Raw genomic sequence first — 25,096 nt, 5'->3', positions numbered from 1 at the left:
CCTCATGCGGGGAGCCAGCGCCGGACGCAGGCGATGAGGTCATGGGTGTCCACCGGTTTCGTCACGTAGTCGCTGGCGCCGGAGGCGAGGCTCTTCTCCCGGTCGCCCTGCATGGCCTTGGCGGTCACGGCGATGACCGGCAGGTCGGCGTACTGCGGCATCCTGCGGATCTCCGCGGTGGCCGTGTATCCGTCCATCTCGGGCATCATCACGTCCATCAGAACGAGTTCGACGTCCCGGTTGTTCATCAGCGTCTCGATGCCCTTGCGGCCGTTCTCCGCGTGCAGGACGCGGAAACCGTGCAGTTCCAGGATGCCGCTGAGCGCGAACAGGTTGCGGGCGTCGTCGTCGACGACCAGGACGGTACGGCCCCGGGTGTGGTCGTCGATCAGATGCGGGGCGGTGATCTGCGGTTCGTCGCTGCGGACCAGGGTGAGCACCTCGCCGGGTTCCTCGGCGGACAGATGCAGCGCGATCCGCTCGCGCAGCTCGTCGAGGCTGAACAGGTACTCCAGCGGTCCGTCGGTCCCCTCGGCGGTCCGCTCGGTGCGGTGCGAGCTGTGCACCAGCACGGGGACGCTCGCCAGGGCGGAGTCCCCGCGCAGGGCGTCGAGGAAGCGGGCGGACTCGCCGTCCGGCATGCCCAGTTCGACCACGACGCAGTGGCAGGGCTCGGCGGCGAGGGCACCCGCCGCCTCCTGGGCGCCGACCGCGGTGATGATGTCGACGGGCAGACCGCTCTCGTCCGCCGGGCCGTGGGCGAGGTCCCCGACCACGCTCTCGGCGACCAGCGTCAGCAGACCCCGCGGGCGTTCCTCGACGACCAGCAGCCGGCGTGCACGCTGCCGCTTCGCGCTGACGAGCGATGTCCCCGCCGTGAGGTCGTGGTCCGTCGTACCGTCCGCCGGCAGCTGCTCGGCCGGCTTCGGCACCGTACGCCCGGTGCGCAGGGCCTCTTCGAAGTCCGGCCGGGCCACGGGCAGGAAGAGGGTGAAGGTGCTGCCCTTGCCGGGGGTGCTGTCGACGCTGACGGCGCCGCCGAGCAGGTGGGCGATCTCCCGGGTGATGGACAGCCCGAGCCCGGTGCCGCCGTACTTGCGGCTCGTGGTCCCGTCCGCCTGCTGGAACGCGCCGAAGATGGTCTCCAGTTGCTGCTCGGGGATGCCGATCCCGGTGTCCCGCACGCGGAACGCGACGATCGTGCTCCCCCGCACCACACCGGCGGGCACCTCGTCGTCGGGGGCGGGTTCCACCCGCAGTTCGACCCCGCCCTGCTCGGTGAACTTCACCGCGTTGGACAGCAGGTTGCGCAGGATCTGGCGGAGCCGGGAGTCGTCGGTGAGCAGGTCGGCGGGGGCGCCGGGAGCCGTGGCGACGGTGTACTCGAGGCTCTTCTGCGAGGTCATCGGGCGGAAGGTGGCCTCGACGTACTCGATCAGCTGGCGCAGCGAGACGCGCTCGGGCGTCACGTCCATCTTGCCGGCCTCGACCTTGGACAGGTCCAGGATGTCGTTGATCAGCTGGAGCAGGTCGGAGCCGGCGGAGTGGATGATGCCCGCGTACTCGACCTGCTTCGGGGTGAGGTTGCGGGAGGGGTTCTGGGCCAGCAGCTGGGCGAGGATGAGCAGGCTGTTGAGCGGGGTGCGAAGCTCGTGGCTCATGTTGGCGAGGAACTCGGACTTGTACTTGGAGGCGAGCGACAACTGCTGGGCGCGCGCCTCCAGTTCCTGGCGGGCCTGCTCGATCTGCAGGTTCTTCGCCTCGATGTCGCGGTTCTGGTCGGCCAGCAGCGAGGCCTTCTCCTCCAGTTCGGCGTTGGAACTCTGCAGCTCCTCCTGCCGCGCCTGCAGCTCGGCCGAGCGGGACTGCAGTTCGCTGGTCAGCCGCTGCGACTCCTGGAGCAGTTCGTCGGTCCGGGCGTTGGCCACGATGGTGTTGACGTTGACCCCGATGGTGTCCACCAGCTGCTGCAGGAAGTCCCGGTGGATCTGGGTGAACCGGGTGACCGAGGCCAGTTCGATGACGCCGAGGACCTGTTCCTCGAAGACGATGGGCAGCAGCAGCAGCGCGGTGGGCTCGATCTGCCCGAGCCCGGAGGAGATGGTGACGTACCCGGTCGGCAGCCGGTCCACGGCGATGGTGCGGCGGCTGCGCGCGGCCTGGCCGACCAGGGTGCGGCCGAAGGACATGCGGACGGGCCGGGTGTCCTCCTCGGGACGGCCGTAGGAGCCGACGAGCCGCAGCTCGGGCCCCCCGTCGCCGTCCTCGGCGAGGTAGAAGGCGCCGTACTGCGCGGACACCTGGGGCGCCAGCTCGTCCATGATGAGTTCGGCGACGACCGGCAGGTCCCGGTGGCCCTGCATGAGGCCGGAGATGCGGGCGAGGTTGGTCTTGAGCCAGTCCTGTTCGTGGTTGGCCAGGGTCGTCTCGCGCAGGGACTCCACCATGGAGTTGATGTTGTCCTTGAGGTCGGCGACCTCGCCGGAGGCGTCGACCGTGATGGACCGGGTCAGATCCCCCTCGGCGACGGCACTGGCCACGTCGGCGATGGCGCGGACCTGCCGGGTGAGGTTTCCGGCGAGTTCGTTGACGTTCTCGGTCAGCCGCTTCCAGGTGCCGGAGACGCCCTCGACCTCGGCCTGTCCGCCGAGCCGCCCTTCGGTCCCCACCTCGCGCGCGACGCGGGTGACCTCGTCGGCGAACGCCGACAGCTGGTCCACCATCGTGTTGATGGTCGTCTTCAGTTCGAGGATCTCGCCGCGCGCGTCGACGTCGATCTTCTTGGACAGGTCGCCCTTGGCCACGGCGGTGGTCACCAGCGCGATGTTGCGCACCTGGCCGGTGAGGTTGTTGGCCATGGAGTTGACGTTGTCCGTCAGGTCCTTCCAGGTGCCGGCCACGTTGGGCACATGCGCCTGGCCGCCCAGCCGGCCCTCGGTGCCCACCTCGCGGGCCACCCGGGTCACCTCGTCGGCGAACGCCGACAGCGTGTCGACCATCGTGTTGATGACGTCGGTGAGGGCGGCGACCTCGCCCTTGGCCTCGACGGTGATCTTCTGCGAGAGGTCGCCCTTGGCGACGGCGGTGGCGACCTGGGCGATCGAGCGGACCTGGCCGGTGAGGTTGGAGGCCATCACGTTGACGTTGTCGGTGAGGTCCTTCCAGGTGCCGGCGACCCCGCGCACCTGCGCCTGGCCCCCCAGCCGGCCTTCGGTACCGACCTCGCGGGCCACCCGCGTGACCTCGTCGGCGAACGCCGACAGCTGGTCCACCATCGTGTTGATGGTGTTCTTCAGCTCCAGGATCTCGCCGCGCGCGTCCACCGTGATCTTCTGCGACAGATCACCCTGCGCCACCGCCGTGGCCACCTGGGCGACGTTGCGCACCTGGGCGGTCAGGTTCCCGGCCATGAAGTTGACCGAGTCCGTCAGGTCGCGCCAGGTGCCCTTGACCCCCTTGACGTCCGCCTGCCCGCCGAGCCGGCCCTCGGTGCCGACCTCGCGGGCCACCCGGGTCACCTCGTCCGCGAACGCCGACAGCTGGTCCACCATCGTGTTGATGGTGCTCTTCAGCTCCAGGATCTCGCCGCGCGCGTCCACCGTGATCTTCTGCGACAGATCACCCTGCGCCACCGCCGTCGTCACCTGGGCGACGTTGCGCACCTGGGCGGTCAGGTTCCCGGCCATGAAATTGACCGAGTCCGTCAGGTCGCGCCAGACACCGGCGACTCCGGGCACCTGCGCCTGGCCCCCCAGCCGGCCTTCGGTACCGACCTCGCGCGCGACCCGGGTCACCTCGTCGGCGAACGCGGACAGCTGGTCGACCATCGTGTTGACGGTCTCCTTCAGCTGCAGGATCTCGCCCCGCGCGGGTACGTCGATCTTCTGGGACAGGTCGCCCTTGGCCACGGCGGTGGCGACCTGGGCGATGTCACGGACCTGGGTGGTGAGGTTGCCCGCCATCGCGTTGACGGAGTCGGTGAGGTCGGCCCAGGTGCCGGAGACGCCCGGTACCTGCGCCTGGCCGCCGAGGGTGCCTTCGGTGCCCACCTCACGGGCCACGCGGGTGACTTCGGAGGTGAACACGGACAGCTGGTCCACCATGCCGTTGAAGACGGTGGCGATGTCGCCCATGAGGCCGGTGGAGTCGTCCGGCAGCCGCGTGCCGAAGTCTCCGTCGCGCACCGCGGTCAGCCCCGCGAGCAGTCTTCTCAGTTCCTGGTCACCCGGGACCATGTCGGTCGTACCGGTCGCCTTGCCGGCCATGCGCACCCTCGTTCCGCTCCCCAGGAGCCCTCGTGCGGAGGGCTCGGAACCACGGCCGGGCACGCGGCCTGACCCGGCCATTGGCGTGTGCATTTCCGCAGTTCACGGATTTGCATGATGAGAAAAATACGCCGCAGGCTAACCCACCCCCGCGGCATCGACCAAAGCGATCGGCCAATCTTCCCCGATCGCGGGAATCACGCGGTGAGGGGCGGCATGGATTCGGACAGGGCGGGTAGACGGGGCTGTTTAGCCAGCGGGTCGGCGACCGATCACCGCCGGGCCGGGGGGCCAAGATGGGAGGTTTCGGGAGGGTTCCACCACATCGAGGCGGATGCCGCGGATCGGCACCGGGGCCGGTCACTTCGGCACGGCCGGACCGGATCGCGGGCCACTTCGGCACGACCGGAGCGGATCGGCTCGCGGGGCACTCCAGCGCGGCCCGAGCGGAGCGGCTCCGGGTCACTCCAGCACGACGGAATGGGTTCCTCGCGGTACCAGCCGGCCGATCACCGGTGCGCCCGGCACCTCTCCGGCGACGAGGAGTCCCCCGGACGTCTGGGCGTCGGCCAGCAGCAGCCGGGTGTCCATGTCCGTGTTCCCGAAGCCGGTGTGCGGGGCGACCCATTCGAGGTTGCGCCGGGTGCCGCCGCTGACGTAGCCGTCCCGCACGGCCTCCCGGGCGCCGTCCAGGTAGGGCACGGCGGCGGTGTCGACCACGGCGGTGACGCCGGACGCACGGGCCAGCTTGTGCAGATGGCCGAGGAGGCCGAACCCGGTGACGTCGGTGGCGCACGAGGCCCCGGCGGCCAGGGCGGCTTCACAGGCCTCCCGGTTCAGGGCCGCCATCGTGGCGACGGCCTGCTCGAAGCGCTCCCCGGTGACCTTGTGCCGGTTGTTCAGGACGCCGAGGCCCAGCGGCTTGGTCAGCGACAGCGGCAGCCCGGGCCGGCCGGCGTCGTTGCGCAGCAGCCGCCCGGGATCGGCGATGCCGGTGACGGCCATGCCGTACTTGGGCTCGGGGTCGTCGACGCTGTGCCCGCCGCCGACGTGGCAGCCCGCCTGCGTGGCGACGTCCAGTCCGCCGCGCAGCACCTCGCGGGCCAGCTCGAACGGGAGCCGGTCGCGCGGCCAGGCCAGGAGGTTGACGGCGAGCACCGGCCGGCCGCCCATGGCGTACACGTCGGACAGGGCGTTGGCGGCGGCGATGCGGCCCCAGTCGTAGGGATCGTCCACGACCGGGGTGAAGAAGTCGGCCGTGCTGACGACCGCCGTCCCCCGGTGCAGCACGACGGCCGCGTCGTCACCGGTGGCCAGCCCGACGAGCAGCGGGGTGTCGCCCCCGGCGAGCGGTGACGCGGTCAGCCCCGCGACGACCTCCTCCAGCTCGCCCGGCGGGATCTTGCAGGCACAGCCTCCGCCGTGGGCGAACTGCGTGAGTCGGACGGACGCTTGGCGGGTCGCTGTCATCCCGGTCTCCTGGGGCGGTAGCCTGACGTGCGGTGGAGGCGTGTGGGTGCCTGGTGGCCCTCCCGGTCTTCAAAACCGAGGTGCCCGAGGATCTCGGGCAGGCAGGTTCGATTCCTGTCCGCCTCCGTTCACCGCGCCGGCACGGCAGCGCCGGCGCCGGTCGTCGATCCGCTCGGTGTAGCCCCGGGCGTCGAGGAACTCCAGCAGCGGTACGGCCACCCGGCGTGTGGTGTCGAGCGCGCGCCGCGCCTCACTCGGCGTGAACGGCTGCGGCAGGGCGCGCAGCACGGCCGCGGCCCCGGCGTCGGCGCCGGGCAGCAGCACGATCCCCTCCGCGATGCGCAGCAGGGCCCCGGCGGCCACCGCGGCGGCCAACGCCTTGCGGTCCAGGCCCAGTTCGCAGAGCCGGCCGGCTTCGGGGGCGCGGAACGGCGTACGGGCGAGGTCGCCGCGTACGGCCTCCACGGCCGCACCGACGGCCGGGGGAAGCGTGCGCCGGGCGCCGTCGGGGAGGTACAGCCGGCCCTGGGCGGAGCGCAGTCGGGGCATCACCCGGGCCAGTGCGTCGACCAGGACGCGGTCGGGCAGGCCGAGCAGGCGGCGGGCGGCCTCGGCGGGCAGCCCGGGCTCCAGCGGGTGTGCGCGGGCATGCCGTTCGACCTCGGTGGCCAGCCGTTCCTGAAGTGTCTCCCAGTGCGCGGTGTCGGCCAGCCAGTCCCCCGCCAGGGGTGCGGTGGGCGGGGGGACGCCCATCGCCCGCAGGTCGGCGGCGCGGACCAGCTTGCGGCGGCGCAGCTCGGCGACGCCGTCCGGACGGCCGGTCATGCCGTCGAGTTCGGCCGCGCGGGCCCGGCCGGCGCCGCGCCGGGTCAGCCGGGGTGGCCGTACGTCGAGGACGGTGGCCGCGCAGGGTGTGCGGCTGCCGCCGGGTTCCCGCAGCACCGCGCGGTCGCCGACCCGCAGGGGCAGTCCGCGGCCCAGGGTGAGCCGGGCGGTGTCCTCGCCGAGCGGGCGGACGGCCACCGGTACGGCCGCGGAGCCGATGTGCAGGGTGACCGAGCGGGGCAGGTCGGCCACCGGCTCGCCGGCGACCCGGACGTCGATCACCTCGGTGGACAGCCAGCGGTCGGGGCTCAGCAGCAGCTGCCCACGGCGCAGGCCGTCGTCGCCGTGGCCGTGCACGTTGACGGCCACGCGGGCCACGCCGCTGACGGCCGTCCGCTCCTCGTGCAGGCTCTGCAGCCCGCGTACCCGGAAGGCGGTCTTGCCGTCCCCGGTGACCAGCCGGTCGCCGACCCGCAGGGTGCCCGCGCCGAGGGTGCCGGTCACCACGGTGCCGTGACCGTGGACGGTGAAGGCCCGGTCGAGCCACAGGCGTACGTCGGCGTCGGGGTCGGGCACGGGCAACTCGTCCGCCAGCCGGGCCAGTTCGGCGCGCAGCTCGTCCAGGCCCGCGCCGGTGACCGCGCTGACCGCGACCGACGGCACCTTGCCGAGGGAGGTACCGGCGAGGCGCTCGACGGCGTCGGCGCGCACGGGTTCGGGGTCCGCGAGGTCGCAGCGGGTCACCGCCAGGACGGCGTGCCGGACGCCGAGTGCGTCGAGGATCGCCAGGTGCTCCTGGGACTGGGGTTGCCAGCCCTGGTCGGCGGCGACCACGAACAGTACGGCGGGCACGGGTCCGGCACCGGCCAGCATGGTGGCGACGAACCGTTCATGGCCGGGTACGTCCACGAAGGCGAGGTGTTCGCCGTCCGGGAGCGCGGTCCACACGAAGCCCAGATCGAGGGTGAGGCCGCGGCGGCGCTCCTCCTCGTAGCGGTCGGGCTCCATGCCGGTGAGGGCGCGTACCAGAGCCGACTTGCCATGGTCGACGTGTCCGGCGGTGGCGAGGACCCGCATCGCACCCACCTACCCTTCCTCGGTGGCCCGCACCGGCCGCGCACCCTCGGCCGGCCGCCCGTCGGGCGCCGAAGCCGTAGGTTGCTGGTCCGCCGGGTCGGGCGGGTCAGGCGGGTCAGGCGGGTCAGCCGGGTCCACCGATCCCTTCGCGCCTGTCGAGTCCGACGAGGCCGACGAGTCCGTCGAGTCCGCCGGGACCGCCGAGCCCACCGGGGGCGTCGAGGCCCTCGGGGCCGCCGCCCGTACGGCCTGCCCGAGTCGTTCGTCGTCCTGCTCCGGCACGGCCCGCAGGTCCAGCAGGCAGCGGCCGGTCTCCAGGCGTCCGACGACCGGAACCCGGCCGGTGCGCAGTGCGGCGGCGTACGGCTCGGGGAGCGAGAGCGCCGCGCTGGGCAGCGGGACGCCGGGTGCTCCCCCACCGCCGACCGTGGCGGTGCAGCGCACGGCCCGTACGTCGATGCCGTCGGCGGCCAGGCCGGTGGCGAGCCGGCCGGCGCGGGCCAGCAGGCGGTCCGGGTCGGCGGTGAGCGCGAGGGCCGTCGGGGTGGGCGGCCCGGTGAGCGTGGCCTCGAGCGCGGCCAGGGTCAGCTTGTCGACGCGCAGGGCGCGGGCCAGCGGGTGCCGGGAGAGGGTGCGGACCAGGTCCGGGGCGCCGAGCAGGAGTCCGCACTGGGGTCCGCCGAGCAGCTTGTCGCCGCTCGCGGTGACCAGCGCGGCGCCGGCGCGGAGCTGGGTGTCGGCGTCGGGTTCCGCGGGAAGGGCCGGATGCGGCGCGAGCAGTCCGGAGCCGATGTCGACGACGACGGGGACGCCGAGACCGGTGAGTTCGGCGGCCTCGGCCGACTTCGTGAAACCGGTGATCCGGAAGTTCGACGGGTGCACCTTCAGCACGAACCCGGTGTCCGGGCCGATCACGTCGGCGTAGTCGGCGGCGGTCGTACGGTTGGTCGTGCCCACCTCGCGCAGCCGTGCGCCGGTGGAGACGAGCAGGTCGGGCAGCCGGAAGCCGTCGCCGATCTCCACCATCTCGCCTCTGCTGACGACGATCTCCCTGCCCGCCGCGAGCGCGGTGGCGGCCAGCACCAGGGCGGCGGCGCCGTTGTTGACGACGTGCACCGCACCGGCGGACGGCACCCGCTCGTGCAGTGCGGCGAGGGCGGAGCGTCCCCGCCGGGCCCGTACGCCGGTCGGCAGCTCCAGCTCGACGTCCGTGGGGCCGGCGGCCTCCTGGACGGCCTGCCGGGCCGCGGCGGACAGCGGGGCCCGGCCCAGGTTGGTGTGCAGCAGCACTCCGGTGGCGTTGATCACCGGACGCAGGCCGCCGGCGGTGCCGGGCAACAGGGCTAGGGCCGCGTCCGGCACCTGTTCGGGCCGGATGTCCCCCGTCCGGGCCCGGTTCTGCGCCTGCCGGACGGCGGACTTCACCAGGCGCACCCCGAGCCGCTCGACGGCCGCGGACAGCCGGGGGTCGCGCAGGAGCACATCGGTACGCGGGATACGGCGGCGCGCGTCGGCGCCCTCGGCGGACCGCTCGCTCCGTTCACCCTGGGCGGACCGCTCGCTCCGTTCGCCACCGCGCGGGGCGTCCGCGGTCCCGGCCCGTCGTGCGCTCCGGTCGCCTCCGTGAGGCGCGTCGGCCGTCCCGGCCGGTCGGGTGGTGCCGTCGTCCCGGGGGTGCGCCGGGCCCGTGGGACCGGGGCCGGCCGTCCCGGTCCTCTCGTCAGCCGCGCCCGCCGTCCGCGGAGTCACCCGCTGGTCCATGCCGCCCTGTCCCTCCGGTCCGGCTCGTGCCGTACGGGCCGCACCCATCGTCTCCCAGTGCCCCCTGCCGGTCGTTCGACACGCCGTTCGCGCACTTGGCGCCCCGGGGCCTCAGGGCCTCAGGGCCTCAGGGCCTCAGGGCCTCAGGGCCTCGGGGTCCTCGGGGTCCTCGGGGTCCTCGGGGTCCTCGGGGTCCTCGGGGTCCTCGGGGTCCTCGGGTCCTCGGGTCCTCGGGTCCTCGGGGCCCTCGGAACGCCCTACGAGGTCCCCGTGGGCCACGGACGGTCGTCGGTTTCGTCCGCGTCGGGATGTGCCCGGGGCGGCGGCGCATCGCCGGCGGTGAGGTGTTCCAGCACCTCGACCAGTTCCTGGCAGGCCTTCTCCACCGAGTTCCGGGTGTTGCGCTGCTCGATGATCACGGCGGACAGCAGCAGCGCGGTGAGGGCCAGCGCGCCGTTGAAGGCCTGGAGTTTCACCATGACCTCGATCCGGCCCAGCCCGGAGAAGGACCCGGCGCCGTCGGTCGCGGCGACCGTGGCCACGACGGAGGTCAGCAGCGCGCACAGAACGCTGCCCACGAGCTGGAAGCGCAGGGCGGCCCAGATGACGAGCGGATAGACGAGGAAGAGCAGGCTGATCGAGGTGTAGACGGCCAGCGGCACGAGGCAGCAGGTGATGACGGCAAGCGAGGTCGCCTCTTTCCAGCGACCCAGCGGCGGCGGCCAGCGGGCCTCGTGCAGCAACAGCAGCAACGGGGTGACGATCAGCACGCCCATCGCGTCCCCGACCCACCAGGCCAGCCACACGGACCAGAAGCTGTGCCAGGCGAGCCTGTCCGTCAGGACGAGGACGCCCACGCCGAGGGTGGAGCTGATCAGCATGGCGGCCAGGGCGGCCAGGAACACCAGGGCGACGCCGTCCCGCAGTCGGCTGAGGTCGCTCCGGAAGCCGGCCCGGCGCAGCAGCACCGCCGCGCACACGGGTGCGGCGGTGCTGCCGAACAGGATGACGAGCACGTCGGGGCGGAAGCTGGTGAGCGACAGCACCACGAGGAGGGATCCGAGCGCGATGCCGGGCCAGCAGCGCAGCCCGAGGATCAGCAGCGCGGCGACGGCGACGCCGGTCGGCGGGTAGATGGGGGTGACGACGGCGCCGTCCACGGACAGCTCGCGCAGCAGGCCGAGCCGGCCCGCCGCGTAGTAGCAGGCAGCGACGGCCAGCACCTGGACGATGTAACCGCCCGGCCGGCGCAGACTCTCACTACCCACCACAGCAGCAATCTCACACCGGCGGAGCACGGTCGGCGAGGCGAGAGACCTCGCGGTCCGGCCCTATGGCTGAATCCGGGGCCGGCTCCGGGCGGCCACCGAAATGGCCACCGGCCCGGCGCCGCCCGGCGGCCGGCACCGAAGACCACCACCGGTTCAGGAGCCGACCACCGGTTCAGGAGCCGAGCACCGGTTCAAGAGCCGAGCACCGGTTCACAGCCGGCCGCCGGGGCCGTCGAGGCCGACGACGAGCACCGCGGCGTCGTCCTCGTGCCCGATGCCTTCGGCGCCCTTGATCACGGCGGCGGCCAGGGCACGGGCCTCCAGTCCCGCGACGGCGGCGACGCCCGCGAGGCGTACCACCTGGTCGAGTCCGTCCTCGATGTCCAGCGACGGGCCCTCCACGACTCCGTCGGTGAGCAGGACGAACACGCCGCCGGTGGCCAGCCGATGCCGGGTCACCGGGTATGCCATGCCCTTCTCGACGCCGAGCGGCGGTCCTCCTTCGTCCTCGACGACGCCGGACTTCCCGTCCGCGGTGGCCCACACGGAGGGGATGTGGCCGGCCCGCGCGCTCTCCAGCACTCCGGTGGCCGGGTCGAGCCGCATGAAGGTGCAGGTGGCGAACAGGTCGCTGCCCAGGGAGAGCAGCAGCTCGTTGGTGCGGGCGAGGAGTTCGCCGGGGTCGCCGGTGACGGAGGCCAGTGCGCGCAGGCCGGCGCGGACCTGGCCCATGAAGGCGGCGGCCTCGATGTTGTGCCCCTGGACGTCGCCGATGGCCAGCCCGATCCGGCCGTCGGGCATGGTGAAGGCGTCGTACCAGTCGCCGCCCACGTTGAGACCGAGGTTGGCCGGCGCGTAGCGCACCGCCAGGTGCAGACCCGGGGCGGCGGGAAGGTCCCGCGGCAGCATGCCCCGCTGCAGGGCGATGGCCAGCTCGACCTGGGTGCGCTGCAGCTCCGCGCGCCGGCGCGCCTGGGCGGTGAGCGAGCCGAGTCTGACCAGCAGCTCGTCGCCTTCGTCCATGGCGCGCTTGCGGGGCATCGATCACTTCCGGTGGGGCGGTGGCGCGTGGCGGGCCAGTCACCTGGATATACGGCAAATGCCTAGATCCTATCCGTTTGACCCGATTCGGCCCCGCGGGCAGCCCCGCCGCCGTGCGGTCCCGGTCAGCGGATCTCGGAGTCGATGCCGGTGATCACGGCGGGCCCCAGGGGCGCGCCGCCCTCGTCCACTCCCGCGTCGCGCAGAGCGGAGTCCGCGAGCCGGCGCGCCTCCTCCTCGGCGTGCGGGCCGGTGTCCGCCTCGACGGTGAGTCGCAGCGTGAAGGTGTTGTCCTCGTTGACGCTGAGCACGTCCAGGTCCTCGGCGTTCCCCATCCGCGTGCCATGGGGATCGGCGGGCCGCAGCGCGCGGGCCAGCCGTGTCCGGGTCTCCGCCGCCACCGCCGTGGTGAAGGTGCCGGGGACGCTGATCACGAAGGTCGTCATGACGATCCTTTCCTCGGGCCTTGCCCGCCTACCCCGAATCCCGGTCTTCGCACAGCGGCCCGCACATCCGAGGAGCGTCATGTCCGTTCAGAGTTCTTCGGCCCTTTTCGCCGCTCGGCTGCGTCGCCCGGCCCGAGGAGGTGGCCACGGCCAGCGCCTACCCGGCATCCGGCGACGCGAGCCGAATCTCCGGCGCCGTGCTCGACGTGGCGGGCGGCCGCACGGCCGTCTGAAACGACGTCGGCGGCGCGTCCCCCGGACGGCTGACGCGCCCGTGTCGGCGGTGGGGTCGCGGGCCGCCCGGGTGTGAGATGGCGGATGCGGACGTCGTCCGCGTCCTCCGACCCCTCCCCCACCCCCGCAGGGCACCGACATGCGCCTGTGTCGTCCGCTCGTCGCCGTGCTCGGCGGTCTCACCCTCGCTGTGGCCTCTCCGGCCGCGGGAGAGCCGGGCCGTCGGCCGGTGGGGGCTCACAGCGGGGAGTGGGCCACCGCCAGCACATAGGCGCCGAACAGCAGGGACGCCGCGGTGAGGGCACCGGTGACGAGCAGCGCCTGGGCCGGTCGCCGGCGCCAGGTCCGGACGAGTGCCCGCGCCATCGGGATGAGCAGCGGGAAGGCCGGCAGCAGGAAGCGCGGCTTGGACGAGAAGGAGCCGGAGCCGCCGAGCACGAGCAGGATCAGCACCCCGGCGAACACCACCAGGGCCAGCGGGGCGCGTTCCAGGCACAGCAGCGCGAACAGCAGGACGGCCGCCGCGACGATCACCAGGGCGGCCGGGTAGACGAAACCGCCACCGTGCAGGAGCAGCGCCTTCAGGAAGCGCAGCGCGCCCGCGCCGAAGTCGAAGCGGGAGTCCCAGGCGCTCTGCACCCGCAGATAGCCGCCCAGCAGGTCGCCGGTCCGGCTGCCCACCCACAGCACGTAGCCGAGCCAGCCCAGCGGGGCCAGTACCGCGCCGGCCCAGAGGCTCGCCGGGACCCGGCCGCGCTGCCGCAGCGCCTCGTGGGCGGCCGCGAGGGCGACGGCGACCGCCACCGCGAATCCGCTGGGGCGGCCGAGGCCCGCCAGCGCGGCCAGCCAGCCCGCCCACAGCCAGCGGCCGCGCAGGACGCAGTACAGGGACCAGGCCGCGAGCGCGGTGAACAGCGACTCCGTGTAGGCGATGGTCAGTTCGACGGCATGGGGCAGTACGGCCCACAGGGCGACCAGGGCGGTGGCGACGCCGCGCCCGTACAGCTGATGGCCGACGGCGTAGAGGCCGTACGCGGCCACGATCGCCGCGACCCAGGCGATGAGCATCGCGCTCTGGCCCGGGGTGACCGGCAGGGCGGTGGTGAGCGCTCTGATGAGCGCCGGGTACAGGGGGAAGAACGCCCAGTCGGTCTGGATGGCGCCGTCCGGGGTGACGTAGATGAGGCGGCCGTAGCCGTGGGTGGCGATGTGCAGGTACCAGCGCGAGTCCCAGGAGTGGGCCAGGTTCCGGACGAGTGGGTGTCCCCTGAGGCCGTTGGTGAGGATCACGGCCAGGAGGCCGGTGAGCCGGACGGCGGTGAAGAGGGCGAGGGCCGGGAGCGCGCCCTCGGGGACACCGCGCCGGGCGATCCGCGGGAGTACCGGGCGGCGGCGCGGGCCGGACTCGGCGGCCGGCTCGGGCCGGGGGACGGAAGAGGTGCTCACGCCCTGACCTTGGGCACGCCCGTGCGGGCGTGCAATCCACGACCCGGGTTTCTCCCGCACTTCCACCCTGATTCAGGAACGAACCCCGGGACCGATGCCATGACGCGCCCGGGTGCCGGGGCGGATCCTCACTCGCCGGCACCCCCCGGCAACCCACCAGGATGATCGAAGTAGGGTGTGGTTAGCATATGAGCGCTGCCTAGCTCGAAAGATAGATCTGTGACTGTCAACGACGACTCGTTCACCAACTGGAAGATCCGCGAGGAGATCGCGGAATCGATGATCCCGCTCATCGGGAAGCTGCACCGCGAGCGGGACGTGACCATCCTGCTGCACAGCCGCTCCTTGGTGAACAAGTCGGTGGTCAGCATCCTGAAGACGCACCGCTTCGCCCGGCAGATCGCCGGTGCGGAGCTCTCGGTCACCGAGACCATGCCGTACCTGCAGGCCCTGACCGCCCTCGACCTCGGGCCCTCGCAGATCGACCTCGGCATGCTCGCCACCCTGCACAAGGCCGACGACCGCGGCCTGACGGTGGCGGAGTTCACCGCCGAGGCCGTCGCCGGGGCCACGGGCCCCGACCGGATCGAGCGCCGCGAGTCGCGCGACGTCGTTCTGTACGGCTTCGGCCGGATCGGCCGGCTGGTCGCCCGCCTGCTGATCGAGAAGGCCGGCTCCGGCAACGGCCTGCGGCTGCGCGCCATCGTCGTCCGCGGCGGCGGGGCCGGGGCCGCCGGGGACCTCGTGAAGCGTGCCTCGCTGCTGCGCCGCGACTCCATCCACGGTCAGTTCCAGGGCACCATCACCGTGGACGAGGACACCAGCACGATCGTGGCCAACGGCAACGAGATCAAGGTGATCTACGCCGACGACCCGTCGCAGGTGGACTACACCGAGTACGGCATCCGGGACGCCATCCTCATCGACAACACCGGCAAGTGGCGTGACCGTGAGGGGCTGTCCAAGCACCTGCGCCCCGGCGTCGACAAGGTGGTGCTGACCGCGCCGGGCAAGGGCGACGTCCCGAACATCGTCCACGGCGTCAACCACGACATGATCAAGCCGGACGAGCAGATCCTGTCCTGCGCCTCGTGCACCACCAACGCCATCGTCCCGCCGCTGAAGGCGATGGACGACGAGTACGGCGTGCTGCGCGGCCACGTGGAGACCGTCCACTCGTTCACCAACGACCAGAACCTGCTGGACAACTACCACAAGTCCGAGCGCCGCGGCCGCTCCGCGCCGCTCAACATGGTGCTCACCGAGACCGGTGCCGCCTCCGCCGTCGCCAAGGCTTTGCCCGACCTCAAGGCGAAGATCAGCGGCAGCTCGATCCGCGTGCCGGTGCCGGACGTGTCGATCGCGATCCTCAACCTGCAGCTGGCCCGTGGGACCACCCGCGCGGAGGTCCACGACTACCTGCGCGAGGTGTCGCTGACCTCGCCGCTCAAGCGCCAGATCGACTTCACCACGGCACCCGACGCGGTCTCCAGCGACTTCATCGGCTCGCGCCACGCCTCGATCGTCGACGCCGGCGCCCTCAAGGTCGACGGGGACAACGCGATCCTCTACCTGTGGTACGACAACGAGTTCGGCTACTCCTGCCAGGTCGTCCGGGTCGTCCAGCACGTCTCGGGCGTCGAGTACCCGACGTTCCCGGTGACGGCGGTCTGACACCGCAGCCCAGCGGACCGTGCGGCCGCCGACCGGGTTCTCCGGTCGGCGGCCGTTCCACTGCGGCGCGTGCGGTCAGGCCGAGGCCGGCCCGACGCAGGCGCCCGCGGCGCACGCCGTGAGCCACTGGTCGAAGTCGGCGTCGTAGCGGGTGCCGATGCCGTCGTGGTAGACGGCGTATCCGCCGGCGTAGTCACCGACGCGGAAGCGGGCGAGCATGCGCTGGACGTCGTCGGCATGCCTCTCGATCATGTAGCGCACGGCGAGATAGCCCCACGGGTAGACGCGGGTCGTGTCGCTGTTGTCGTAGGTGTTCTCGAACAGGGTGCTGAGCCGGTAGGTGTGCTTGCCCGCCTCCTGGACCGCCTGGGCGTAGGCGATGTTCCGGTAGCCGTAGGACACGTACTCGGCGAGGCCCTCGATCCACCACACGTCCGGCACGGAGATCTGCCGGCCGAAGTCGCCCTGCATGTCGTCGCGGGCGTCCAGGAAGTGCGTGTACTCGTGGTTGAGGTTCCAGATCCGGGCCGTGAAGCCGTCGTCGTAGTCCTTCTGGTACATGATCGAGGTGGCGTGGTTGGCCGGGTCCGTCGGGTCGCCCTCCAGGGTCATGCCGCCGTTGTCGGTGCTGATGCCCCAGATCGCGCCGGCGTAGGTCTGGTAGTCGGCGCGGCTCCTGAAGACCACGAGCTGGAGGGACGAGACGTACTGGCCGGGTATCGGGCCGCCGGCCCGCACCAGTGAGCGGAAGTGGGCGTCCTGGTTCAGGACACTCGCGCAGGTGGCGTCGAGATCGGCGGCGGTCAGCGCCTGGGCCCGGATGGCGACGTTCGCGTCGCAGTGCCGGGTGGTGGGCAGGACGGCCGCGGTGAGCCGGTCCGGCAGGCCGCAGACGTCGTAGTACGCGCAGTTGGCGCCGTCGTAGTAGTTCGCCTGGGTGGCCACGGCCACCCAGAGTCCGGCCGTCGGGCCGGCGATCTCCGTCTCGTCCAGCAGGTCCCGGGTGAGCGGCGCGGCGATGTCGCGCAGTTCCGGGTGCTCGACGTAACGGCCCACGTTCATACCCGCATTGGAGTCCAGGAACGCCAGAGACGTACCGAGCAGGTCCGTGTTGGCCAGCGCGAAGTCGTACAGGGTGTCGATGACCCGCGGGTCGGCCTCGACCGCCTGCACGTACTGCGGGTTCCAGTTGCCGCGCCACAGGGGCGTGTAGACGTCGTTGACGGCCGCGATCATGCTGTCGACGGCGTCGTAGGAACTGTCGTAGCCGTTCAGCAGCCGCCGGTACACGTAGAGGTAGCGGCCCTGCTGGTCGGCGCTGTCGGTGAGGATGACCGTCTCGCCGAGGATGCGGCCGTTGGCCGCGCTGACGTCGCGCGAGTGGGCGCGGGCGAAGAAGGTGTCGAGGCCGGCGGTGACGGCCGTGGTGAGCCGGGAGTTGTACGAACCGACGTCACCGGGGTGGTTGAACTGCACGTAGTAGCCGGCGCGCAGGAACAGCACCAGCTGCTCCAGGCTGCCGGAGTCGTCGCCGCGGTACTGCCCGGCGGAGCGCGTGTACGCGTTCGCGACGGTCAGCATCTGCGCCTGCCGGAAGACGTCGTAGGCATCCTTGCCGGTCACCGAGAACAGGGTGTTGACGCAGTCCGTGGACGAGGCCTTCACGAAGGAGACGAGGGCGGAACCGGTGCGGCCGCCGAAGTCGGCCGGGGTGCAGGAGGCGGCCGCCGGGGCCTCGCGCCCCTTGTCGTGACCGGGCGACAGCAACGGTGCCTGCGGCGGGAGTTGGGCCGGACTCGACGGCCGGGTCTGCGCCGCCGGACGTTCCGTGGCGGCGGTGACCGCCCCGGTGGGCGAGGGCCGGGCAGGGGCCTTGCGGGGTACGGCGACGGCCGTGCCGGAGTGCGGCCGGGGTGCCGCCACTGCCGGGGCGGACAGGAGACCGGCCACCGTGACGCAGACGGCGGCGGCGCCGGCCAGACGTCCGGCTCTGCGTCCGGGCCCGTGCCCGGGCAGCGCGAAGCGATAGCGCATCTTGGTTCCTCCACGAAGGGATGCGCCTCTGTGGGGTGTTGAGGCGTGTGAGGCACTGTCTCAGCGGGCCGCACGCCCAACAATGGTGTGTGACATAGCACATGGCGCGGTCAGCTCATAACATCGCGGAGTGCCCCCGCGGTGCCGCTACGCCCCGGCGGCGCTCCAGGTCCGCGAGGCCCACGTCCGCAGGTGAGGCGCCTGCGCGACGAGGTCGCGGTACGCGGCCGTGGCGGACTGGCACAGGGTCTCCGCCATGTCGTCCGTGACGACGTCGGGCCGCCAGGCGAGCACGTAGCGGCACCACAGCGGTGAGCCGACCAGGGGCTTGACGACGACGTGCGGCATGGGCCGCAGCGTCGGCTGCACGAGCGACACCCCGAGGCCGTCGGCGATCATGCTCTGCAGCTGGGTCTGGTCACCGAGGAACTCGTGCACGGTGACCGGGGTGAACCCGGCCGCCGCACAGGCGTCGTAGAACACCCCCGGCCAGCCCGCGCCGTCGTCCGGGGTCACGAACCAGGCGTCCTGCGCGAGGTCGGCGAGCTGCACCTGGGCGCACTGCCGGAGCCGGTGCCGGGCCGGCAGGGCGACGAACGTCGGCTCGGTGACGATCCCGCGGTGCCGCACGGCGCTCGAATGGCGCAGCTCCATCCCGGGATAGTCGGCGGCGATGGCGATGTCCGCCGCGCCCTCCTCCAGCAGTTCGACGATCCGCGAGGAGGCGTAGACGCTGGTGACGGCCAGGGACAGCTCGGGCAGCCGGGTGCGGACACGGGAGAGGGTGCCGGAGAGCATGGGTGAGTTGGTCGCGGCCACCCGCAGGGTACGGCGGGGCCGCTCGCCCGCCGGACGGTGACCGATGGCGTCGGCGCGGGCCAGGACGTCACGGGCCTGGGCGACCACCTCGGCGCCGTAGCGGGTCGGGCGCACCCCGCTCGTGCCTCGTTCGAAGAGCGGTTCGCCCAGGTGCCGCTCGATGCGGCGCAGCTGGGTGCTGACGGCGGGCTGCGAGTACCCGAGCTGGGTGGCGGCGCGGCCCACGCTGCCCGCGTCGGCGATCGCGCACAGCACTCTCAGGTGCCGAAGCTCCAGCTCCATCCGTCCACTCCCCGTTCCGTCCCGCGGCCGGTCGGCCGAGAGCGCGAGCCACTCGGAAAGCCGGTGCTCACAGCCGTTGCCGGCCATGGTCGCGACCTGCGGACCGAAGCGTTCCATTGTGCCCCCGCACGCACAAGTCAGGGCACCGCGGTCCCGCACGCGCCCGCGGGAAGCGGGCAGGGGCCCCGCCCGCGCGCTGGAGCCGGGCGAGGGGCCGGGGTGGTCTGTTCGTGGCTCTGAGGGGCCCCGCGCGCGGTAGCCGGTGCCGTGACGGCGCCCGTGCGCGGGGACCGGTGCGCTCCCGTCAGTAGGCGCGCGCCACGATCGCGATGTTGCCCGGCTGGTCGTCGCCGCCCGGGACCGAGCCGTCCGCGGCGACCAGGCACCGCACGGAGACCCCTTGCTCGGCAAGGGCCGCCTCGCCCTGCGGCCCCAGCGCGGACCACGGGATGCGCGCCCAGCCGGTGCCCGCGGCCTCCGCGGCCTCCTCGATGGTGGCCACCTCGGCGGTGCGGGCCTCGCGGCGCTCGCGGGACTGGGCCAGCAGCAGCGCCTGATCCTCCTCCAGCACGCCGGGCACGAGCCCGGGCAGCGCCTCGGCCGGCACCGGCTGCTTGCTGCCGGGGATGCGCCGGACCAGGACCGCGGTGCCGTTCTCCAGATCGCGCGGTCCCACCTCGATCCGTACGGGCACGCCCTTGAGTTCCCAGTCGACCGCTCGGCGGCCGTACGGCACGTCCGTGCGGTCGTCGACATGGACGCGTACGCCGGCCGCCCGCAGTCGCTCGCCGATCGAGCGGACCTCGGCCGTCACCGCCGCGTCGTCCTTGACCGCGACGACCACCGCCTGGACCTGCGCCAGCCGGGGCGGCACGCGCAGGCCGTCGTCGTCCCCGTGCATCATCACCAGGGCGCCGATCATGCGCGTGGTGGAGCCCCACGAGGTCTGCCAGACGTATTCCCGACGGCCGTCCTTCGACAGGTACCGCGTGTCGAAGGCCTTGGCGAAATTCTGCCCCAGCTCGTGGCTGGTCCCCAGTTGCAGGGCCTTGCCGTCACCCATCATGCCTTCGAGGGTGAGGGTGTTGATCGCGCCGGCGAACCGCTCCCTGACCGTCTTGCGTCCCGGTACGACGTCCATGGCGAGGACCTCGCGCATGAAGTCGGCGTACACGTCGCGGTGGATGTGGGCGGCGTACTCCCGGGCCTCCTCGTAGGTGGCGTGCGCCGTGTGGCCCTCCTGCCACAGGAATTCCGTCGTACGGAGGAACACGCGCGGCCGCAGTTCCCAGCGCACCACGTTCGCCCACTGGTTGATGAGCAGGGGCAGGTCGCGGTAGCTCTGCACCCATTTGGCGAAGTAGTCGTTGACGATCGTCTCGGAGGTGGGCCGCACCACGACGGGCTCCTCCAGCTCCTTGCCGCCGGCGTGCGTGACGACGGCCAGCTCGGGCGCGAAGCCCTCGACGTGCTCGGCCTCCTTCGTCAGGTAGGACTGCGGGACGAAGAGCGGGAAGTAGGCGTTCTGGGCTCCCGCCCGCTTGATGCGGACGTCCATCTCCTGCTGCATCCGCTCCCAGAGACCGTATCCGTACGGTCGGATGACCATGGTGCCGCGCACCGGCCCGTTGTCGGCCAGCTCGGCCTTGCCGATCAGATCCTGGTACCAGCGCGGGAAGTCGTCCGCCCGGGGGGTGAGAACGGGTGCTTTTGCCATGCCGCGCAGGCTAGGACGCGGGCCGGCTCGCGCGCGACCCGATTACCTCCCCGACCCCGCCGGCCGGTGCCCTGAGGCCGCCCGCGGCCCCTGCCTACAGCACATCACCATTTGCCTAAAGGCTTTAGGCAAATGCATACTCCTACGTGACCGACGGGAGGACACTCATGGTTCGTGCAGGCCTGACCACCGAGCGCCTGGTCCGGGCGGGCGCGGAGCTGGCCGACGAGGTCGGCTTCGAGCAGGTGACGGTGTCGGCACTGGCCCGGCGGTTCGACGTCAGGGTGGCGAGCCTGTACTCGCACCTGAGGAACTCCCAGGACCTGAAGACGCGCATCGCCCTCCTCGCCCTCGAGGAACTGGCCGACCGAGCCGCCGACGCGCTCGCGGGGCGGGCCGCCAAGGACGCCCTCACCGCCTTCGCGAACGTCTACCGGGACTACGCCCGCGAGCACCCGGGACGCTACGCGGCGGCCCGCCACCCGATGGACGCGCAGACTGCGGCCGCGAGCGCCGGCGGCCGGCACGCACTGATGACCCGGGCCATCCTGCGCGGCTACGACCTGCCCGAACCCTCCGAGACCCATGCGGTCCGCCTCCTCGGCAGCGTCTTCCACGGCTACGTCAGCCTGGAGACGGCCGGCGGGTTCAGCCACAGTGCTCCCGACTCGCAGGAGTCGTGGACCCGCATCCTGGACGCCCTCGACGCCCTGCTGCGCAACTGGCCCGCCCCCTGACACCGCTGACTCGGCCCCACTCACCCCGCACACGCGGTGACGCGACGGGCCCGGGCCCCGGCACCGCTCACGCGCGGTGACACGACCGGCCCGGCCGCCCACACCGCCCACCGCCCACTCCTGGAAACACCGGCCACCACATGCACACCACGCCCCTGACCCCCGAGCTGATCCGCGGCGCCCTCGACCTCGAACGCACCGCCCACGGACTGCTGCCGCACCGGCTGCCCGCCCGGGCCCGCGCCCAGTGCGCCGACCCCCAGCTGGCCCTCGCCGAGTCGCAGCCCTCCGGCGTACGCCTGTCCTTCCGCACCCGGGCGACCACGGTCGAACTGGACACCCTGGCGACGAAGCGGATCTACGTCGGCGCGCCGTTTCGCCCGGACGGCGTCTACGACCTGCTCGTGGACGGCCGTCCGGCCGGCCGCGCCACGGTCGGCGGCGGCAACACCCTCACGATCGATCTGAGCACCGGCGCCGCCGAGCGCCGGGCCGGCCCCGTCGGCACCGTGCGCTTCGCCGGCCTGTCCGACGCGGTCAAGGACGTGGAGATCTGGCTGCCGCACAACGAGACGACCGAACTGGTCGCGCTGCGCACCGACGCGCCCGTGGAACCCGTACCGGACCGGGGTCTGAAGGTGTGGCTGCACCACGGCAGTTCGATCAGCCAGGGCTCCGACGCGGCGAGCCCCGCCACCACCTGGCCGGCCCTGGCCGCCTCCCTCGGCGGGGTGGAACTGATCAACCTGGGGCTGGGCGGCGGCGCCCTGCTCGATCCGTTCACCGCCCGCGCGCTGCGCGACACCCCCGCCGACCTGATCAGCGTCAAACTCGGCCTCAACCTGGTCAACACGGATCTGATGCGGCTGCGCGCCTTCGGCCCGGCCGTCCACGGCTTCCTGGACACCGTTCGCGAGGGCCACCCCGGCACACCGCTGCTCGTCGTCTCCCCGATCCTGTGCCCCATCCACGAGGACACGCCGAGCCCCAGCGCCCCGGACTTCTCCGCGCTGAGCGAGGGGCGGGTGCGGTTCCACGCCGCCGGGGCCCCGGCGGACCGGGCGACCGGGAAACTCACCCTCGGTGTGATCCGGCAGGAGCTGTCCCGGATCGTCCGCGAGCGGGCGGCCGACGATCCGGCACTGCACTACCTGGACGGCCGTGAGCTGTACGGAGAGGCCGACTCCGGCGAGCTGCCGCTGCCCGACGGCCTGCACCCGGACGCGGCCGCGCACCGGCGGATCGGCGAACGGTTCGCCGCACTGGCGTTCACGGCGGGCGGCCCCTTCGCGGACCGGGCCGCCTGAGCCCCGGCCGCCCGAGCCACGCCGTCCGGGCCTCGGCGCGGCCGATCACACCAGGTGGGCGAAGACGACCAGGTTCTCGGTGTAGTCCCGCACGTCGTGGTCGTAGTCGCCGGCGCAGGTGATCAGCCGGACCTCGGGGCGCGCCGCGTCGGCGTACACCCGCTTGCTGGGGAAGTCGTCCTTGGCGAAGGACTCGGCACTGTCGACGACGAACTTCGCCGTCCGCCCGTCGGCGCGCTCCACGGAGAAGGTGTCGCCGGACTCCAGCGCGTCGAGATTGGCGAAGACGGCGGGGGAGGTCGTCGTGTCGACGTGCCCGGCGATGATCGAGGTGCCCTGCTCGCCGGGCGCCACTCCGTCGGCGTACCAGCCGACGAGGTTGGTGTCGCCCGCCGGTGGAGGCTGCAGCTGGCCCGTGGTTCCGATGGCCAGGGACGTGAAGGGCGCGTCCACCGCGATCTTGGGGATGAGCAGGCGGGTCGGCACGGAGCGGGGCAGCGCGTCGCCGGGCTGCTCGGGGTCGGACCGGGCCACGGCGCTCGCACCCGGGGTACGGGACGCGCCGGACACCTCACCGGAGCCGTTGTCGTGCCCGCCGAACATGCTGATGGCGAGCACGGCGATCGCCACGCCCCACAGGGCCAGGCGCCCGCCGCGCGCATTCGGCGCGGCCGGGGAATCGGTGGCGGTCGGGGAGGACGGGTCTGCTGCCATCGGACATCACCTCATTCGGGCACGGCAGCACGCGGATCGGAGCGGAGGGCGGGGCACCGTTACCGGCGCCCGGGCGGGGCGCCGGGGGCGCGGGCCGACGGCACGCAGGACGCGCCGACGGCGCCCGCGGCCCCGTGCCGCCCCGTCAGGAAGCCGGCGCGGTGGCCTTCTTGCGCCGCAGGGCGTACATGCCGGTGGCGCCTACGGCGAGCACGGCCAGCCCGCCCGCGGTGACTCCGGGCGTGGCGAGCGCGCCGCCACCGGTGTGCATGCCGCCGCGCGGCTTCTCCTCGTCGTCACCCCAGTCGCCCTTGCCGCCGCCACCACCGTCGTCGCCACCGCCCTTGCCGCCCTTGCCGCCCTTGTCACCGCTGTCGCCCTTGTAGCTCTCGGGGTCGAAGCGGCTGTCGCCGCGGCCCGAGCCGGAGTCCGAGTCCGAGCCCGAATCCCAGTCGCCGCTGCGCAGCACCGAGGCGAGCGCTCCGCCACCCGTGTGCATTCCGCCGCGCGGCTCGCCGCGTCCTCCCTCGTCGCCGCCTTCCTTGCCGTAATCCTTTTCCTGGTCCCTGCCGGAACCGGAACCCTTATCCCGGTCGCCGCCGGAGTCACGTTCCCGGCTGTATGAGGAGTCGTCACGGCCTCCGTCGTCGCCGCCGAAGGCGGCGGACGCGACGCCCGGCGTGGCGATGGCGATGGCGCCCGTGGCGGCCGCCGTGGCCAGAAGCATGCGGGCAGAACGCATAGTGATGTCCTTCCGACGTGACCGGGCAGCGGATACCTCATCAGCTGGATGGACCCGGCCTCGACATGAACCACCGTCAGCGAGGGCTCCGGCTCCCACCATCCGGGCCGTCCAGCCGGGGCACCGCACCACCCGTCTGACCCACTGATTGCGCCGTCCGGCCCCTCGTCCGGGTCAATCGGGCGGCGCGGCGGGGCCGGTGCGCGTGCGCCGGGGACCGCGCGCGTCCGGCCGGGTCGCGCCGGCCGCGCGGTCGCGGACCTCCGGCCGCCGATCCCCCCCCTTGTTATGACAGGCGTCATAGCGCAGGCTGGTGCCGATGGAACGGCGGGGCGAGGCGGTGGGAGGAAGCTGTGGCGGACGGGATGGCGCGGGCCATGTGGGAGCGGTACGAGCCGGTGCACGACCTGGTGTACTTCGCCCCGGAGGCGCACCGGGCGGCGGACGCGCTCGGGATGCGCGGTTTCTGGATGGGTTACTTCGCGCTGCGGTCCGCGCCGCTCGGCGCGGTCTCCCCCGCCGTGGTGTGCAGCTCGTTCTACGTCTTCCATCCGGCCCGGGTGGCGCGGGCGCTGCCCGACGCCTGGGGGTACGCGGCTCCGGCCGAGGTGCTTGCGGCGCGCCGGCAGGCCATGGACGCGGCGCTGACCGGCCTGTTCGGGCCGGAGGCCGTCGGCTCCGACGGGTTCGCCGAGGCCGCGGACCTCGCCTGGGAGGCCGCGGCGGCCGCGGACACCGCGGGCCGGGTGCTGGCCGCCGCCAACCAGGTCCTGGAACGCCCGGCGCAGCCCACCGCGCGGCTGTGGCAGGCACTCACGACCCTGCGCGAGCACCGGGGCGACGGGCACGTCGCGGTGCTGGTGAGCCAGGGGCTCGGACCAGTGGACGCCATGGTGCTGAAGGCGGCGGCCGGCGAGTCCGACGGGCTGTTCCTGCGGGAGACGCGGAAGTGGGCGCAGGCGGACTGGGCGGCGGCCGAGGCGCGGCTGAGTGAGGGCGGCCTCCTCGCGGCGGACGGTTCGCTGACCCCCGCAGGGGCGGCCCTGCGGGCGGAGGTGGAGGCGCTGACCGACGCGGCGGCCGAGGGGCCCTGGGCCGCGCTCGGCGCGGACCGCACCGCGCGCCTGGCCGAGCTGCTGGAGCCGCTCGCCCGCGCCGTCGAGGGTGCCGGACTGCTGCCGCCCGGCAATCCGGTGGGGCTCACCCGGGGGGCGTACGTCGCCGGCGGCTGACG

17 protein-coding genes, 1 tRNA gene and 1 pseudogene are annotated in these 25,096 nt (G+C 72.9%); 5 read left to right on the top strand and 14 right to left on the bottom strand.

What is annotated here, in order from left to right:
* Nucleotides 1–2 precede the first annotated feature (2 nt).
* Complete coding sequence (locus ACGFT2_RS22610; protein WP_393281154.1) at nt 3–4,265, bottom strand: HAMP domain-containing protein; 4,263 nt, start codon at nt 4,263–4,265, stop codon at nt 3–5.
* Between the two features lie 462 nt (nt 4,266–4,727).
* The gene (gene selD, locus ACGFT2_RS22605; RefSeq protein WP_393281153.1) at nt 4,728–5,735 is read right to left on the bottom strand and encodes a selenide, water dikinase SelD; all 1,008 of its coding nucleotides are present in this window, start codon (nt 5,733–5,735) and stop codon (nt 4,728–4,730) included.
* Nucleotides 5,736–5,769: 34 nt separating this feature from the next.
* Between selD and ACGFT2_RS22600 the strand changes: the two genes are divergently transcribed.
* Nucleotides 5,770–5,862 (top strand) — tRNA-Sec (locus ACGFT2_RS22600).
* Between the two features lie 35 nt (nt 5,863–5,897).
* Here ACGFT2_RS22600 and ACGFT2_RS22595 read toward each other — a convergent pair.
* From ACGFT2_RS22595 to ACGFT2_RS22565, 7 genes and pseudogenes are all read right to left on the bottom strand, one after another.
* Nucleotides 5,898–7,637: pseudogene (locus tag ACGFT2_RS22595) on the bottom strand (SelB C-terminal domain-containing protein); the annotation flags it as partial.
* Nucleotides 7,638–7,646: 9 nt separating this feature from the next.
* The gene (gene selA, locus ACGFT2_RS22590) at nt 7,647–9,398 is read right to left on the bottom strand and encodes an L-seryl-tRNA(Sec) selenium transferase (protein ID WP_393281152.1); all 1,752 of its coding nucleotides are present in this window, start codon (nt 9,396–9,398) and stop codon (nt 7,647–7,649) included.
* A 135-nt stretch (nt 9,399–9,533) separates the two neighbouring features.
* The gene (locus ACGFT2_RS22585) at nt 9,534–9,677 is read right to left on the bottom strand and encodes a hypothetical protein (protein WP_393281151.1); all 144 of its coding nucleotides are present in this window, start codon (nt 9,675–9,677) and stop codon (nt 9,534–9,536) included.
* Nucleotides 9,656–10,669, bottom strand: coding sequence for an MASE1 domain-containing protein (locus tag ACGFT2_RS22580; RefSeq protein ID WP_393281150.1), 1,014 nt, complete (start codon nt 10,667–10,669; stop codon nt 9,656–9,658). Before ACGFT2_RS22580 ends, ACGFT2_RS22585 begins: the two co-directional genes overlap by 22 nt.
* Nucleotides 10,670–10,879: 210 nt before the next feature.
* Complete coding sequence (locus tag ACGFT2_RS22575; protein WP_393281148.1) at nt 10,880–11,710, bottom strand: PP2C family protein-serine/threonine phosphatase; 831 nt, start codon at nt 11,708–11,710, stop codon at nt 10,880–10,882.
* A gap of 125 nt (nt 11,711–11,835) precedes the next feature.
* A complete protein-coding gene (locus tag ACGFT2_RS22570) occupies nt 11,836–12,156 on the bottom strand; it encodes a hypothetical protein (protein WP_393281146.1) in 321 nt (106 codons plus the stop codon).
* A gap of 471 nt (nt 12,157–12,627) precedes the next feature.
* Nucleotides 12,628–13,836 carry a hypothetical protein gene (locus tag ACGFT2_RS22565; protein ID WP_393281144.1) on the bottom strand — a complete coding sequence of 403 codons (1,209 nt, stop codon included), beginning with the start codon at nt 13,834–13,836 and terminating at the stop codon, nt 12,628–12,630.
* A gap of 219 nt (nt 13,837–14,055) precedes the next feature.
* Between ACGFT2_RS22565 and ACGFT2_RS22560 the strand changes: the two genes are divergently transcribed.
* On the top strand, nt 14,056–15,510 hold the full coding sequence (locus ACGFT2_RS22560) for a glyceraldehyde-3-phosphate dehydrogenase (RefSeq protein ID WP_393281143.1): 1,455 nt from the start codon (nt 14,056–14,058) through the stop codon (nt 15,508–15,510).
* Between the two features lie 75 nt (nt 15,511–15,585).
* Here the strand turns inward: ACGFT2_RS22560 and ACGFT2_RS22555 are convergent, their stop codons facing one another.
* The 3 genes from ACGFT2_RS22555 to proS form a co-directional block, all read right to left on the bottom strand.
* Nucleotides 15,586–17,544 (bottom strand): collagenase, encoded by a 1,959-nt coding sequence (locus tag ACGFT2_RS22555; protein ID WP_393281142.1) that lies wholly within the window; start codon nt 17,542–17,544, stop codon nt 15,586–15,588.
* 147 nt (nt 17,545–17,691) lie between these two features.
* Nucleotides 17,692–18,645 carry a LysR family transcriptional regulator gene (locus ACGFT2_RS22550; RefSeq protein WP_393281628.1) on the bottom strand — a complete coding sequence of 318 codons (954 nt, stop codon included), beginning with the start codon at nt 18,643–18,645 and terminating at the stop codon, nt 17,692–17,694.
* A 304-nt stretch (nt 18,646–18,949) separates the two neighbouring features.
* Complete coding sequence (gene proS, locus ACGFT2_RS22545; protein ID WP_393281140.1) at nt 18,950–20,362, bottom strand: proline--tRNA ligase; 1,413 nt, start codon at nt 20,360–20,362, stop codon at nt 18,950–18,952.
* A gap of 167 nt (nt 20,363–20,529) precedes the next feature.
* Between proS and ACGFT2_RS22540 the strand changes: the two genes are divergently transcribed.
* The gene (locus ACGFT2_RS22540; RefSeq protein WP_393281139.1) at nt 20,530–21,099 is read left to right on the top strand and encodes a TetR/AcrR family transcriptional regulator; all 570 of its coding nucleotides are present in this window, start codon (nt 20,530–20,532) and stop codon (nt 21,097–21,099) included.
* A gap of 140 nt (nt 21,100–21,239) precedes the next feature.
* Nucleotides 21,240–22,406 carry a GDSL-type esterase/lipase family protein gene (locus ACGFT2_RS22535; RefSeq protein WP_393281137.1) on the top strand — a complete coding sequence of 389 codons (1,167 nt, stop codon included), beginning with the start codon at nt 21,240–21,242 and terminating at the stop codon, nt 22,404–22,406.
* A gap of 45 nt (nt 22,407–22,451) precedes the next feature.
* On the opposite strand, the gene ACGFT2_RS22530 is transcribed toward ACGFT2_RS22535, so the two are convergent.
* Both ACGFT2_RS22530 and ACGFT2_RS22525 read right to left on the bottom strand, forming a co-directional pair.
* Complete coding sequence (locus ACGFT2_RS22530; RefSeq protein ID WP_393281136.1) at nt 22,452–23,120, bottom strand: class F sortase; 669 nt, start codon at nt 23,118–23,120, stop codon at nt 22,452–22,454.
* A 145-nt stretch (nt 23,121–23,265) separates the two neighbouring features.
* Nucleotides 23,266–23,862 carry a hypothetical protein gene (locus tag ACGFT2_RS22525; RefSeq protein ID WP_393281135.1) on the bottom strand — a complete coding sequence of 199 codons (597 nt, stop codon included), beginning with the start codon at nt 23,860–23,862 and terminating at the stop codon, nt 23,266–23,268.
* Between the two features lie 353 nt (nt 23,863–24,215).
* Here ACGFT2_RS22525 and ACGFT2_RS22520 point away from each other — a divergent pair, with 353 nt between their 5' ends.
* A complete protein-coding gene (locus ACGFT2_RS22520) occupies nt 24,216–25,094 on the top strand; it encodes a hypothetical protein (protein ID WP_393281134.1) in 879 nt (292 codons plus the stop codon).
* The last annotated feature ends 2 nt before the right edge of the window (nt 25,095–25,096 follow it).

The organism is Streptomyces sp. NPDC048514 (assembly GCF_043199955.1).
Classification (GTDB): domain Bacteria; phylum Actinomycetota; class Actinomycetes; order Streptomycetales; family Streptomycetaceae; genus Streptomyces.
Note: the sequence above shows the minus strand (reverse complement) of the source record. Positions and strands in the feature narration are given on the sequence as shown.